Source organism: Campylobacter estrildidarum (assembly GCF_005406205.1).
In the GTDB taxonomy this organism is placed as follows: Bacteria; Campylobacterota; Campylobacteria; order Campylobacterales; family Campylobacteraceae; genus Campylobacter_D; species Campylobacter_D estrildidarum.
In genome coordinates, this window is record NZ_NXLZ01000015.1 from 24,170 (window position 1) to 38,116 (window position 13,947).

The window sequence follows — 13,947 nt, forward strand, 5'->3', positions numbered from 1 at the left end:
ACAAGGAAATTATATACAAAAAAATGCAAAAAACAAAAAACAAATCATAAATTTTAAAAAAAGGATAAAAAATGGCATTTGGAAAACTAGTTAATGATAGGATTGTTATTGATACCAACAATGCTTTAAACTACAAGAATAAAGAAGGTGATATTCAACAAAGAAAAATAGATACTGCTTTAATCGACGTTATTAAAGAAGCTGGGCAAGTTGCTGCAATGGAACACGGAGCTGTGCTTTTTTCGGCAAAAATAAATGATGAGTGGAAAAACTATTTTGTCAATAGAGATGAAAAAACTCACAATATAGTTTTAAAACCTACAAATTCACAAAATAGAGATGATTTTATCTATATAAACTCTAATGTAAATGAACAGGGTTATTTTTATTACACAATTAATCAAAAGCGAGAATCTGCAAAAGAATTAATTGAAGGGGTTGGGGTCATAGAACGCCAAAACCAAGATGGAACTAAAAGTCATTATTTGGAAACTAATGTAAGACTTTATAATGAAGAGTTAAAACAAGAACTCAAAGAAAAAGGTAATGAGTTTATAGCCGTAATTTCAAATGCTGGAATTAAAATTGTCAATGAAGCTGAAATGAAAGCACAAAAACAAGAACAACAAATGCAGCAAACTCAAGAAATTAAAGAGCCTGAAAAAACTCAAAATCAAGAGTTTGGAAGATAAAAATATACACCCTTATGGGTGTATATTTATAGTTAATATTATTTATTAATATTTTCTAATATTTATTAATAGTATAAAGAAATAAATGACAGATTTAGAAAGGTAAAAAGTGAGATTATTTATAGCTGAAAAGCCTGAACTTGGCAGAGCAATTGCAGAAGGATTGGATGGCAACTATAAAAGCGGAGAAGGATATATACAAAAAGGTGATAATATTGTTACTTGGGCTTTTGGGCATATTTTAGAACTTGCTAAACCTGAAGAATATAATGAAAAATATAAATTATGGAAACTTGAAGATTTACCACTATCTATTAAAGAATTTAAATATTTACCCAAGAAAGATAGCGAAAAACAACTAAAAATTATTTGTGATCTTATTCATAGTAATAAAATTACCTCTATCGTAAATTGTGGTGATGCGGACGATGAAGGACAAATTCTTGTCGATGAAATTGTGCAATATTCTAAAACTTCTAAACCTGTATTTAGAGTTTTAATTAATGATTTAACACCAAAAGCAGTGAGAGAAGAAATAGCAAAAATTAAACCAAATACAGATTTTAAAGGAATGAGCGAAAGAGGTTTTGCAAGAAGTCAAGCGGATTGGATAGTAGGGATGAATCTTACAAGAGCTTATACCGCAATTGCACAAAAAAATGGTTTTGAGGGTGTTTTAAGTGTCGGTAGAGTGCAAACTCCTATTTTAGGATTAGTGGTAGCAAGAGACAAAGAATTTGAAACATTTAAAAGCATAGACTATTATTCTTTACTAGGAGATTTTGAAATTAATAGTAATATTATTAAAGCAAGATTAAAAACAGAAGAAAAAATTTTAGATGAGAATATAGCTAAAGAAATTAAAAATTCTTGTGAAAATCAAAGTGCAAATATAAGCTTAAAAATAGAAAATAAAAAAGAATATCCGCCACTGCCTTATAACTTACTTATTTTACAGGCGGAATGTGCAAAAATTTTTGGATTTAGTCCTGATAAAACACTACAAATTACACAATCTTTGAGAGAAAAACATAAAGCAATAACTTACAATAGATCTGATTGTCAATATTTACCTGAAACAATGTTTGAAGAAGCACCAAAAATTTTAAACTGCATAAAAGAGAATTTAAACAATGATGAAATCAAAACTCTCATTTCTAATAGCGATACAACAATAAAAAGTAAAGCTTTCAATGATTCTAATATTTCAGCACACTATGGAATAATACCTACTCAAAACAAAATTTCATCTCAATTAACTCAAGATGAGCTTTATGTTTATGATTTAATTGCTAAAAGATTTATTATTCAATTCTTTAATCCTAGAGAATATCAAACTTCTACAATTAATTTAGAAATAAATCAAAGAATTTTTACTGCCACACAAAATAAAACGATAAAAAACGGCTTTAGGAGTTTATGGCAAAATATAGATAATGATAAAGAAGAGCAAGATGGTGATAAGAATGAATATGATCTATCTAGTTTAAAAGATGGTGATATTGCAAAATGTTCTTTAATACAGATTGAAAAGAAACAAACAAAGCCTCGTCCTTATTATACTATGACAACATTACTTAAAGATTTAAATAGCGTTGCAAAATATGTAACAGATGAAAGAATAAAAAAACTTTTAATTGAAAAAGACAAAGATAAAAAAGGAGAGAGTGGGGGTATTGGCACTCCTGCAACAAGATCTAATCATCTAAAAACCCTTATCGATAGAGGTTATATAGAGGTAAGTAAAGACAAAAAACAGGTTGTTAAATCTACAAAAAAAGGTAAAAATTTAATCGCACTTTCTCCGAAATTACTTACTACGCCTGATATGACAGCTTTATGGTTTGAGCAACAAAAAATGATAGAAACATTGGAACTGCAAAGAAATCAATTCTTAGAAGAAGTTACAAAAGAAGTTATTAATGAAATTCAAAGAATTAGCAATAATGAAGACTTTAAAATACTAGAAGATGAAAATAAACCAAAAATTCAATGTCCACAATGTAATAAGGGATTTTTAACTAAGCGAAAAGGGAAATATGGATATTTTTGGGGCTGTAGTGAATTTAAAGAAGGCTGTAAAGCTATCTACGCTGATAATAAAGGCACACCAAACTTTGAAACAAAACAAACAAATAATGATACTACTCATAAGTGTCCACAATGTAATAAAGGATTTTTACAAAGAATAAAAAGTAAAAATGGAAATAAATGGTGGTGGGGCTGTAGTGAATTTAAGCAAGGTTGTAAGGCTATGTATTATGATGATAATGGGAAACCGAAAATATAAATTTACACAAAAATATATAACATTAATAAATATAAATATATTTTAATTTATTTAAATTAATTTAAATAAATAATATTATAGTTCTATGAGACAATGGTGTAATATGAAATTAAGTGATTTTGATTTTAGGATTTGGGATAACACAAAAAAAGTTTTTTTAAAACCAAATCCTTATATCTTTATTATAAAAAGCGATAAAGAAAAAATAAATGTCGGTGCAGGGATTAAGTATAAAGATTTAGGAGTTAAAGATGTAAAGGGATATTTAGATATTTCAAAGCCTGATGAATTAGATATAGAGATTGAGCTTTGGACTGGATTTTACGATAAAAATGGAAAAAAGATTTATGAGAACGATGTTATAGATACTCCTATTATGGCTTATTCTAGGCTTGTTAAGTTTAGAAAAGGAGTATTTAATCTTGTGCCATCGCTTAATCATTATATAAATTTAAAAGATAAAGAAAAAGTAAAAGAGAATTATTTTAAAGCCATAATGTCTCTTAATCAATTAGAAAAACTAGAAAAATTAAATGTGATAGAAGTTATTGGAAATATCCACAACAATAAAGATTTATTTGAGAATTTTTAAAAGGAAAAGAAAAAATGTCAAAAAAACTTTATGATTTAATATGGGATGAGGCTGAGTTATTAATGGAAAAACTTCAAAGAAAAAATATAGAACTTACAAAAAACGTCTTTTTAAATTTTTTATATGGAATTATAAACAAACACAATCAGCTTAAAACATACGATCTATTTAATAGTAAAAATACTTTTGCCTTTGTTTCAAAGGATAGAAAAAAATACATAATAATATCTTACGAAGAAGAACAAGAACGAAAAATAGATTTGACAGGATTTAATTTAAAAGGAAAGGATCGGACTTTTTATGAGCTAAAAAATTTTTACGAAACAAATTATAAGAAAATTAATTTGAAAGATTTTAAAAATAATTGATTAATAAGGATAAAAAATGAAAATAAAACCAAAAAATAACGAAGAATTAAGATTACTCGTGCAAGTAGGAAGTATCAATTTAGGTGATATCGATACTTCTGATATTACTGATATGTCTAGGATATTTGAAGGAAGCAAACGAATAAACTTTACAGGTATAGATAAATGGGATACAAGCAACGTTACAGATATGAGTTGTATGTTTCTTGGAGCAACCTATTTTAATGAAGATATCTCATCTTGGAATGTAAAAAACGTTAAAAATATGGCGTGTATGTTTTCTTATTGTAGAAATTTTAATCAACCACTAGACAAATGGGAAGTATGTAACGTTGAAAATATGGGTGGTATGTTTCAAAGTTGCTCTTCTTTTAACCAGCCATTAAACAATTGGAATGTATCTAAAGTCAGAGATATGAGTAGTATGTTTGAAGAAGCCATAAGCTTTAAACAACCACTAGACAAATGGGATATAAGTAACGTTGAAAACATAGATAGTATGTTTTTTGGAACAAAAAAAAGCAGTTTTTGGGATTATTTAAAAATAAAATATGATACCCAAAAGAAATTAAAAAATAAAAATTAAGGAGATAAAATGAGTAGCAGTATGTTAGAAATTCAAATGATGAATAAAGAAGAATTTTTTAATAAATTTAAAAACAATGACGACATCAGATTTTTATTTGGTTATGCAAATAAAGAAAATTATGAGAGCAATGATTATTTTGAAATGTCGCTTAGAGTATGGATAGATAGAAAATATTTTAATAATCCAAAAATAAAAAACTATGCAGAAATGATAAAATCATTTGAGAAAACTTCTTTTTTTGAAGAATTTAAAAAACAAACTATTAAAATTGATTTTGAAAATTCAACTTGGAATTTAATCGTTCCTGAATTTTTTGAAGAGCATAATATAGAAATAATCCCTTATTTTCAATTATGTGATGACGAAGACTTAAGTCCAAAACAATTTTTCAGATTTTTACAAGAAATGAAAGTTAAGGAATTAAAATACATAACTTATATTTTAAGTAGTAAATTTACCCAAGAAGAATACAAATATTTACATAAAAAATCTAAATGAAAGATTATAAATGAAAGAGATAAAAGGTTATTTTTCTATGAAAAATAAAGATTTTGAGAAAAATACAACCAAAGAAGAATATTATAAAAAATATGGAACCAAAGTTAGATTTTTGTTTGGATATATTAATCATTTAATTTGCAATGAAGTGGATGAATTTGAGATAAGTCTTAGAGTTTTTGTGCCAAAAAAATATTTTGAAAAATATAAAAATAATGATATTTTTACAACAATGGATTTATTTAAAAAAACTTCATTATTTGAAGAATTGACAATGCAAACCATTAAAATTGATTTTGAGAAAAAAGATTTTATAAAACCTGATTTTTTTATTAAAAATAATATAGAAATTATTCCTTATTTTTCAAAAGGAATAGAAAAACAAAAATGTTTAAGTAAAAATCAATTTTTTGAACTTTTAAAACAAAACGAAGTTAAGGAATTAAATTATTTATGCTTTTTATTTTTGGGTTTATTTTGTGAAGAAGAATATGAATATTTTGAAAGGGGTAAGTATGAATAATAATTTCATAAAAAAAGCTATGGGAAAAAACTATGAAAAGGTTATATGGGTTTTTAAAGATTGTATTGAAAATCGGATAGATAACTTTGGACTTGTCTTTGAATATAAATCAAAAATATGTTTAGATGATGTAATTTCATTAATAGAATTTGAAAAAACAAATGAAACACTTCTTGTGAGTTTATATTTTAAAATTAAAAAAGAGAAAAAGAAAATTTCAGAAGTAGATTTAAAAGAAAAAAATCCAGAAAAATTAATATTAAAAGCCTTATATAATGAAAATAAAGATGTTTTATTGGGAGATTTGTTTATTTTAGACAAAGTAATGATGTATTATACCCACAACAAAATGTTTGAAGAATTTAAAAAACTGATGATGGATAATAGAGAAAAAGGAATAATTTGAAAAACACTCTATATCTACTATAGTATTAATTAATGTATAATATTAATATATTTTAATTAATTTAAGTTAATTTTAATAAATAATATTTTATAATAATTCCAATGATTTTAAAATAAATAAAAGGAGCAAAAATGATTTCAATAGGACTTTTCTTTTTTCTTGTTGGACTAAACAAGCTAATGTGCGGATTTTTGTTTAATGCTAGAAATACAATATATAAACTATTAAGTTACACAAAAATTCACGCGATTTTCATTAATTTAAGAACTCTACTTTTTTTAATATTGGTATTTAATGCGGATCTATCTTATATGGGAATAGTTTTACTTCTAGTTGATTTAATGACAGCCATATCTATATTTTTTGCTTATGCTCAATTAGCTTATGGTTTTTCTCTCAAAGATTGTGTAATTTATCTTATGGGTGGAAAAATAGATAAAGAATGGTTAATGGAGATACAAAAACGACTGAAGAAAATTGACTAAAAAAATGTTTTTACTTATGCTATTTATATAGTATGTTGCTTTTATTACTATTTTCTCTAGAGAAGAGTTACCTGATTTTAATTTATTCATTTGTCTTTGCAAGTGAAGTTTATAATGAAAATATTAAATAAAAATAAATAATATTTAATTTTATTATTTATTAATAAATATTAGTATATAATATTATACAAAATTATAAAAAGGATTTCTTTTATGATAGTATCTGTTGTAAATAAAAAAGGTGGTGTTGGAAAAACTCCTTTTGCTTTTTCAATTGCTAAAGATTTAGGATGTTTTTTGCAAAGCAATGACAATTCCATTATAGAAAGAATTTATCCTGAAAAAGCAAAAATTTTACCAACCCCAAAAAAAATAGACAATTGTGTTTATGATTTTGGTGGATTTGTAGAAAAAGGAGTATTGGATATTATTAAAGAAAGCAATAAGATTATTATTCCTTGCACAAGTAATTATAACTCATTGCTAAGAACATTAGAAACTTTAAACGAAATAGGCAACGATAATAGAATTTGTATTTTGGTTACAGATTATAGAGATGAAAAGGAAAAAAACCAAATTTGCGAAACTCTTGAAAGTAATTTTACAGATTTAAATCTTTTTTTCTTTAAGTTTTCAAAAATAATTGAAAATTCTATGAGTAGCGGAGCTTCTTTCACTGAGCTTTATAACGAAAACAATCTTTCAAGATTAAGTTATACAAACTTTTTCAATGAATATCAAAGACTTTTAGATTTTATTAGAAAGGATAAATAACAATGGAAAAAAAACCATTTACAATAGCAGAAGCTTTAAACTCTGAAACAAGTTCCCAAAAAACCTATAAGAAAGCCGATAAAAAATCAGCTGGAAGAAAAACCATAGATCAAAAATTAAGAAGAGATAATTTAGTAGTTTGCAGACTAAATGAACAAGAAATGAATATTTTAAAAAAGCTAATGGAGTTAGAATTAGTTAGTGAATATGGCACTTATATAAGAAAATTGATTTTAAAAGAGGCTAGAGCTTTAAATATTAATAACTAAAAATGTTAAAATATCCTTGCAAAAAACAAAACTACAAGGATACAAATGCGTAAAACAAAAAGACAAATTGAAGATGAAAAATATTATGGTGGTCGAAATTTATTTGACTTAATAGAATTAGAATTTACACAAGGAGAAGAAAATGAGCAACAGAATAGAAAATTATCCAAACATAGAGAAGTTACAGACAATATTGAACGAACTGGCATTTCATCAAATACATCAAGCGTGGATAGACAAGAAAATACCACAATACAGCTTGATAATACTAGAGAGATGGGCAGAAATTTATCCGAACACAATCAAGAATCTAGGAATGTCAGATCTAATGACACTAGCATTACCACAAGCACAAATGGAATTAACAATCTTGGAGAGCAAAGAAGCAAACAAGAAGAGAGATCAGGGGCTAACAGATATGGAGATATTAGCAGAAGAAGAAATAAATCTCAATCAATATATAGCGATAGAACCTCAAATCTATTCTCCTCTATTTCAAGAAATGATGATAAAAGACAAACAACAGATACAGGAAGAAACGATCAACAATCAGTATTGGAAACTACAACAAGAAATGATCGACTTGAAAAAAGAGACGACAAATCTGGACAAAAATTAGATTTTACAAGCGATGATGAAATCTATCTTGGCTCTTTAAAAGATAGGTTTCAAAAAAACCTTCAAGCTATCAAACTTTCAAAAATTATCGAACAAGAAAATCGTTATGCTACTAAACAAGAACAGGAAATTCTAAATAAATTTTCAGGATGGGGTGGAATTCCCCAAGCTTTTGATTATCATAACAAAGAATGGGAAAAAGAATTTAAAGAACTTATTAATACGCTTAATTATGCAGAATATGAAAAAGCAAAAACTTCTACTTTGGATGCTTTTTATACTCCAAAAATTATCATTGATACAATTTATCAAGGGCTTAATCAGTTAGGGTTTAACAACGATGATCACACTAAAGAAATATTTGAACCAAGTGCTGGTATAGGCTCTTTTTTATCTTATGCAAAAAATTATAGTGATAAATATCATTTTACTTGCGTGGAGCTTGATACTATAAGTGCAAATATATTAAAAAACTTATATCCGAATCAAACAATATATAATAAAGCATTTCAACATCATTTATTTGATAAACCTTGCGACGCATTTATAGGCAATCCTCCTTTTGGTCAAAAAAAGATTTTAGATCCGAATGATCCCACGTTAAATAAGTCAAGTGTGCATAATTATTTTATCGGTAACGCAATTAAAAATTTAAAAGAAGATGGCATTGCTGCTTTTGTAGTATCAAGTTATTTTTTAGATTCTAAAAATGACACTATAAGAAATTATATAGCAGAACAAGCAACATTCTTAGGTGCTGTAAGATTACCAAATAATACTTTCAAAAAACGAGCTAATACAGAAGTTACTACTGATATTATCTTTTTAAAAAAGGGTAAAGATTTAAATATAGATAAATCTTGGCTAGAAAGTGTAGAGTTCTATAATAATTGTTTTGATGAAGCTGAAAAAAGAGACATAGATCCTGATATTTTTAACGATTTTAGAATAAATGAGTATTTTAAAAATAATCCACAAAATATCTTAGGAAAAATGGATATTAAAAGTTCTCAATATGGTTATAATTTAGAGTGCTTAGATGATGGTAGAGATTTAAAACTTGCACTAGAAAATTTTATAAAAACTTTACCAAAAGATATTTATAAATATCAAGAAACAAAAATTAAGCTATCTTATTACAGGATTGATAAAGAATCGCCTGAATACAAAAAATATAGTGAAGTTTTAAGCAAATTAAAAGATGGCAATTATTTTGAATACAATAATGAAATTTATATGAGAATTAGAAATGATAATGAAATAATCTTTTCAAAACCTACTCTGAATGAACACGATAAAAGAAGGATTAAAAAACTCATTGTTATTAGAAATCAATTTAACACTCTTATTGAATATGAAAAAAATGAATCAAACGATCTTTTAGTAGAAAATCAAAGAAAACATTTAAATAAACTTTATGATGAGTTTGTAGCTAAAGAAGGATATTTAAATAGAGAAGCAAACAAAAAAGCATTTAGAGAAGATATAGAAGCAAATAAAATTTTAGCTTTAGAAAAAAATTACAATGCAGGCATTTCAAAAAATGTCGCCTTAAAAGAAGGTATCGATCCTATAGCTCCAAGTGCAAATAAAGCCGATATTTTTTTCAAAAGAACTATAAATGCACAAAAAGAACTTAAAATTTCAACTCCAAAAGAAGCACTAATCGCTAGTATTAATGAGTATGGAAGAATTGATTTACAATTTTTAGAAACTAATTTAAAACAACCATTAGATAAAACACTTAATACTTTAGAACAAGATAAATTAATCTTTAAAGATCATAATAATCCCACTAATTATGTTTTAGCTGAAAAATATCTTTCAGGTAATGTTAAAGAAAAATACAAAAAAGTAAAAAAATTAGTAGAAGAAGGTTTTAGTGAATTTGCTAACAACTTAGAAAGCTTGGAACAAGTCTTACCTAAAGATTTAAAAGCGGTTGATATTTCAATAAGCTTAGGAACGACTTGGGTGCCTATAAAATATTACAAAGAATTTATAGAAAAAACTTTACAAATTACTGCTAATGATTATGACTTATTCTTAATAAAAGAAACAGGAGAATGGAATCTTAAAGGTTTTGGTTATTCTTTAAGTCCTTACATCAGATCACAATATGCTACCGAGAAGATAGGTTGTTTTGACTTATTTGAACACGCTTTATCAAGAAAACCTATTCGCATTTACGATAAAAAACAAGATATATCTGGCAAAGAATATAGAGAACTTAATCCTAAGGAAACTGCAATCGCTAATTCTAAATTAGAAAATTTAAAAAATGAATTTATAGAATGGATTTATAAAGATTATAATAGACGCACAGATTTAGAAAATATCTACAATGAAAGGTTTAATACAAATATAGAACCCCAATATAATGGAGAAAATTTAGAACTTCCAAATTTTAATAGCAATATTAAATTAAAAAAACACCAAAAGAACGCTATATATAGAGCCATTCAGGAAAATAGTATCATTTTTGATCACCAAGTAGGTGCTGGTAAAACTTTGGTAGCAATTTGTTCTGTAATGGAACAAAAAAGAATGGGGCTTTTAAATAAACCTTTAATTGTTGTGCCAAATCACCTAGCTAGACAATGGAATGATGAATTCTATCACGCTTATGCAAATGCAAATATTTTAGTTGCTACAAATGATGATTTAAAAAAAGATAATAGAGAAAAGTTTTTTTCAAAAATTGCTACAAATAATTATGATGCTATTATTATGACACACTCTCAATTTAAATTAATCCCTGCACCTTATGAAATTATTAAAAAGCAATATGAAGCAGATATTCGTATTTTAGAAAAAACTTTAGAAAAAAAACAAGATGATAAAAATACTATGCGATACTCTGTCAAAGAATTAGAAAAACGCATTGAAAATTTTAAAGTAAAACTTGGAGATTTACAAACAACGCATAAAAAATCTAAAGCGATTGATTTTTCAGAATTAGGAATTGATGCTTTAATAATTGATGAAGCACACGAATTTAAAAATTTACTTATCACAACTTCAATGGGAGATATAAGTGGTCTTGGAAATTTAAAAGGCTCTCAAAAAGCTTATGATCTTTATTGTAAAACACAATATATTCACGAGCAAGATAAAAAGCTTTACTTCTTAACAGGAACACCTATCAGTAATTCAATTACAGAACTTTTTACCTTGCAAAGATATATACAACCAAATGTATTAAAAGAAAAAGGAATAGAAAGCTTTGACTCTTGGGCTTCCACTTTCGGTGAAGTTACAAACGCTTGGGAGCTTGATAGTTCTGGAATTAATTATAAAGTAGTAGCAAGATTTAATAAATTTAAAAATGTTCCTGAACTTTCTACTATGTATAAAAGTGTAGCTGATATTGTAACAAACAATGATATTATGAAATATCAAAAAGATTTCGTGCCAAAACTTTATAATGATAAACCTATTAATATTGTTGCTCCAAGAAGTGAAGCGATAGCAGAATTTATAGGTATTCAAGATGAAAATGGGAATTGGAATAAAGGCTCTATAGTATGGAGAATGGAAAATCAACAAGAAGATATTGCTAGAAATAATTTACTTGCTTGCACCACAGACGCTAGAAAAGCTGGACTAGATTTTAGATTAATTGATCCGCATTGTGATGATTACGCAGATTCTAAAATCAATAAACTTATTGAAAATGTTTATAGTGAGTATAATGCTTGGAATGATGATAAAGGCACACAATTAATATTTTGCGATTTGTCTACTCCAAAACAACATTCTCAAAAAATTTCTTTAAATAACAACGATACTACTACAATATTAAAATTAGAAAAGGAAGAAGAATTCGTCAATATTAATGAAACAATAGAACAAACAGAAGAAGAAAGTAACAAAAGTCTTGATGAAATTTTAGCAGAACAAGCTAAATTTGACGTTTATACTGATATTTTAAAAAAGCTTGTTTCTAAAGGTATTCCACAAAATGAAATTCGTTTTATTCACGATGCAAAAACAGATTTACAAAAAGGACAACTTTTTGCAGATATGAATTCAGGAAAAGCTAGAATTTTAATTGGATCAACACAAAAAATGGGTGCTGGAACAAATGTGCAAAAAAGAATTGTAGCTTTACACCATTTAGATTGTCCTTGGCGTCCTAGTGATTTAGAACAAAGAAGCGGTAGAGTTATAAGACAAGGCAACGAACTCTTTATGAGAGATCCGCAAAACTTTAGAGTAAAAGAGTTTAGATATGCAACTGAAAGAACCTATGATGCTAGAATGTGGCAAGTTATTGAAAGCAAAGCAAGATCTATAGAGCAATTTAGAAAAGCTGGTGCTGATGTAAGAACTCTAGAGGATATTACAAGTGGTGCAGCAGATGCTGCTGAAATGAAAGCGGAAGCTACAGGTAATCCTCTCATTTTATTACAGGTGCAATTAAATAGCGATTTAAGACAAGAAGAAATGCTTTATAGTGGCTATAAAAGACAAATACACAATAATGAAGAAAGTCTTAGAGATAATCTTTCAAAGATTGAACTGCTAAAAAAAGATATAATCAAAATGAAAACTTTAAATACAATAATCAAAGAAAATAATAGCGAACACTTTCAAGGGAAATATTATGTCAATGATAATGAAAACGTTTTCACAAAAGATTTTATTATTTTTAAAGACGACACTAGCGATTTAAATAAAAATAGACAAGAAAAACTTATAAAAAATTTTGAAGAAACCATTAAAATGATAGCAAATGATTATCAACAAGAATATAAAATTTTAGAGTATAAAGGACTAATTATTAGTGGTGAAAAAACTGGATTAGATACCATAAATTTTTATGTTTCAACTCCTGATGGCAAAACAATAATGGAACCTGAAAATATGATCTATGAAAGAGACAAGAAAACTTTTTTTAAATTGGAAAATTTAGTCAGTTTTGGTGGTTTTATAAAAAAATTAAACAATTTTTATAATAATTTAGAAAAATTTAGCCAATTTAATCAAAATAAGATAGAAAACCTCGAAAAAGAAATCGCAGAATTAAAAAGTATTACAGGAGATAACACTCCAAAATACAAAAGAAAAGATTATTTAGAGGCATTAAGAGAAGATAATCGTATTGTTATGGATGAAATAGAAAAAATGAGCACACAAAAAGATTATAAAAGCGATTTTATACCAAAATCTGCAAAGATTTTAGAAAATTTAAATAAAAACAATAATATTCAGAAAGAATATGATATTAAAATTAATTAGCAAAAGGTAATTACCTTTTGCTTTGATAAAATTCTTTAATATTTTCTTTTATTGTTTTTTCTTTTTTTGTTTTTTCTTCTTGTTCTTCCTTATTTTTGTTTTCAAAGTATTTTAGATAATTTAAACACGTCTCGCCTGTATAATTATCTCTATAGCAAATTCCAAATCCTAAATTAGTCATATAAAATCTGCTAGAGATATTATTTGGAATTTTTAAATTATCTAAATAGGTTGGATTTGGTTCTTTTGTGTTAAATAAACAAACTACTAATACAATAAAGTATAATAATATGCAAAAAGCTGGAATTTTTATTACCATTTTCTTTTCTATCTTTGTATTTTTATTTTTTATTAAAATAATCAATAAAATCATAATCAAACATATAAAAATTCCAACTAATCCAATTAATTCCATAATATTGAAATCTAGCATCGCATAATATAAATTTTCCATTTTTTATATTCCTTTCTCTTATAAATTACTCATCTCTTGCAATCTTATTATTCCTAGCACTTGTCCATCGCAAGATATTATCGGCTCTTCTTCGCTCTCCTTGCTGTAGCTGATTGAGTGCATTGATGTGCAAAAGCATTTGAGT

Annotated in this window: 13 protein-coding genes; 12 read left to right on the forward strand and 1 reads right to left on the reverse strand. The window is 26.3% G+C overall.

Annotation, left to right across the window (positions count from 1 at the left end):
• The first annotated feature begins 71 nt into the window (after nucleotides 1–71).
• The 12 genes from CQA69_RS07815 to CQA69_RS07870 all read left to right on the forward strand — a co-directional run bounded on the left by CQA69_RS07815 (nucleotide 72) and on the right by CQA69_RS07870 (nucleotide 13,348).
• Nucleotides 72–692 carry a hypothetical protein gene (locus CQA69_RS07815; protein ID WP_137621226.1) on the forward strand — a complete coding sequence of 207 codons (621 nt, stop codon included), beginning with the start codon at nucleotides 72–74 and terminating at the stop codon, nucleotides 690–692.
• Nucleotides 693–801: 109 nt separating this feature from the next.
• Entirely contained in the window at nucleotides 802–2,982 is a 2,181-nt protein-coding gene (locus CQA69_RS07820) for a DNA topoisomerase 3 (protein ID WP_137621227.1), read from the forward strand.
• A gap of 103 nt (nucleotides 2,983–3,085) precedes the next feature.
• A complete protein-coding gene (locus CQA69_RS07825; RefSeq protein WP_171000361.1) occupies nucleotides 3,086–3,574 on the forward strand; it encodes a YopX family protein in 489 nt (162 codons plus the stop codon).
• Nucleotides 3,575–3,588: 14 nt separating this feature from the next.
• Entirely contained in the window at nucleotides 3,589–3,942 is a 354-nt protein-coding gene (locus CQA69_RS07830) for a hypothetical protein (RefSeq protein ID WP_137621229.1), read from the forward strand.
• Nucleotides 3,943–3,958: 16 nt separating this feature from the next.
• Nucleotides 3,959–4,528: a BspA family leucine-rich repeat surface protein gene (locus CQA69_RS07835; RefSeq protein WP_137621230.1), complete on the forward strand. Its 570-nt coding sequence runs from the start codon at nucleotides 3,959–3,961 to the stop codon at nucleotides 4,526–4,528.
• 9 nt (nucleotides 4,529–4,537) lie between these two features.
• A complete protein-coding gene (locus CQA69_RS07840; protein ID WP_137621231.1) occupies nucleotides 4,538–5,029 on the forward strand; it encodes a hypothetical protein in 492 nt (163 codons plus the stop codon).
• Between the two features lie 10 nt (nucleotides 5,030–5,039).
• Entirely contained in the window at nucleotides 5,040–5,552 is a 513-nt protein-coding gene (locus CQA69_RS07845) for a hypothetical protein (RefSeq protein WP_246023137.1), read from the forward strand.
• Nucleotides 5,545–5,958 (forward strand): hypothetical protein, encoded by a 414-nt coding sequence (locus CQA69_RS07850; RefSeq protein WP_137621232.1) that lies wholly within the window; start codon nucleotides 5,545–5,547, stop codon nucleotides 5,956–5,958. The genes CQA69_RS07845 and CQA69_RS07850 overlap by 8 nt, the downstream gene beginning before the upstream one ends.
• A 131-nt stretch (nucleotides 5,959–6,089) precedes the next feature.
• On the forward strand, nucleotides 6,090–6,443 hold the full coding sequence (locus tag CQA69_RS07855; protein WP_137621233.1) for a hypothetical protein: 354 nt from the start codon (nucleotides 6,090–6,092) through the stop codon (nucleotides 6,441–6,443).
• 213 nt (nucleotides 6,444–6,656) lie between these two features.
• Nucleotides 6,657–7,217: a P-loop NTPase family protein gene (locus CQA69_RS07860; protein ID WP_137621234.1), complete on the forward strand. Its 561-nt coding sequence runs from the start codon at nucleotides 6,657–6,659 to the stop codon at nucleotides 7,215–7,217.
• Between the two features lie 2 nt (nucleotides 7,218–7,219).
• Nucleotides 7,220–7,486, forward strand: coding sequence for a hypothetical protein (locus CQA69_RS07865; protein ID WP_137621235.1), 267 nt, complete (start codon nucleotides 7,220–7,222; stop codon nucleotides 7,484–7,486).
• Nucleotides 7,487–7,531: 45 nt separating this feature from the next.
• Nucleotides 7,532–13,348 (forward strand): SNF2-related protein, encoded by a 5,817-nt coding sequence (locus CQA69_RS07870; protein WP_137621236.1) that lies wholly within the window; start codon nucleotides 7,532–7,534, stop codon nucleotides 13,346–13,348.
• A gap of 10 nt (nucleotides 13,349–13,358) precedes the next feature.
• On the opposite strand, the gene CQA69_RS07875 is transcribed toward CQA69_RS07870, so the two are convergent.
• A complete protein-coding gene (locus tag CQA69_RS07875; protein ID WP_137621237.1) occupies nucleotides 13,359–13,802 on the reverse strand; it encodes a hypothetical protein in 444 nt (147 codons plus the stop codon).
• Between the last annotated feature and the right edge of the window lie 145 nt (nucleotides 13,803–13,947).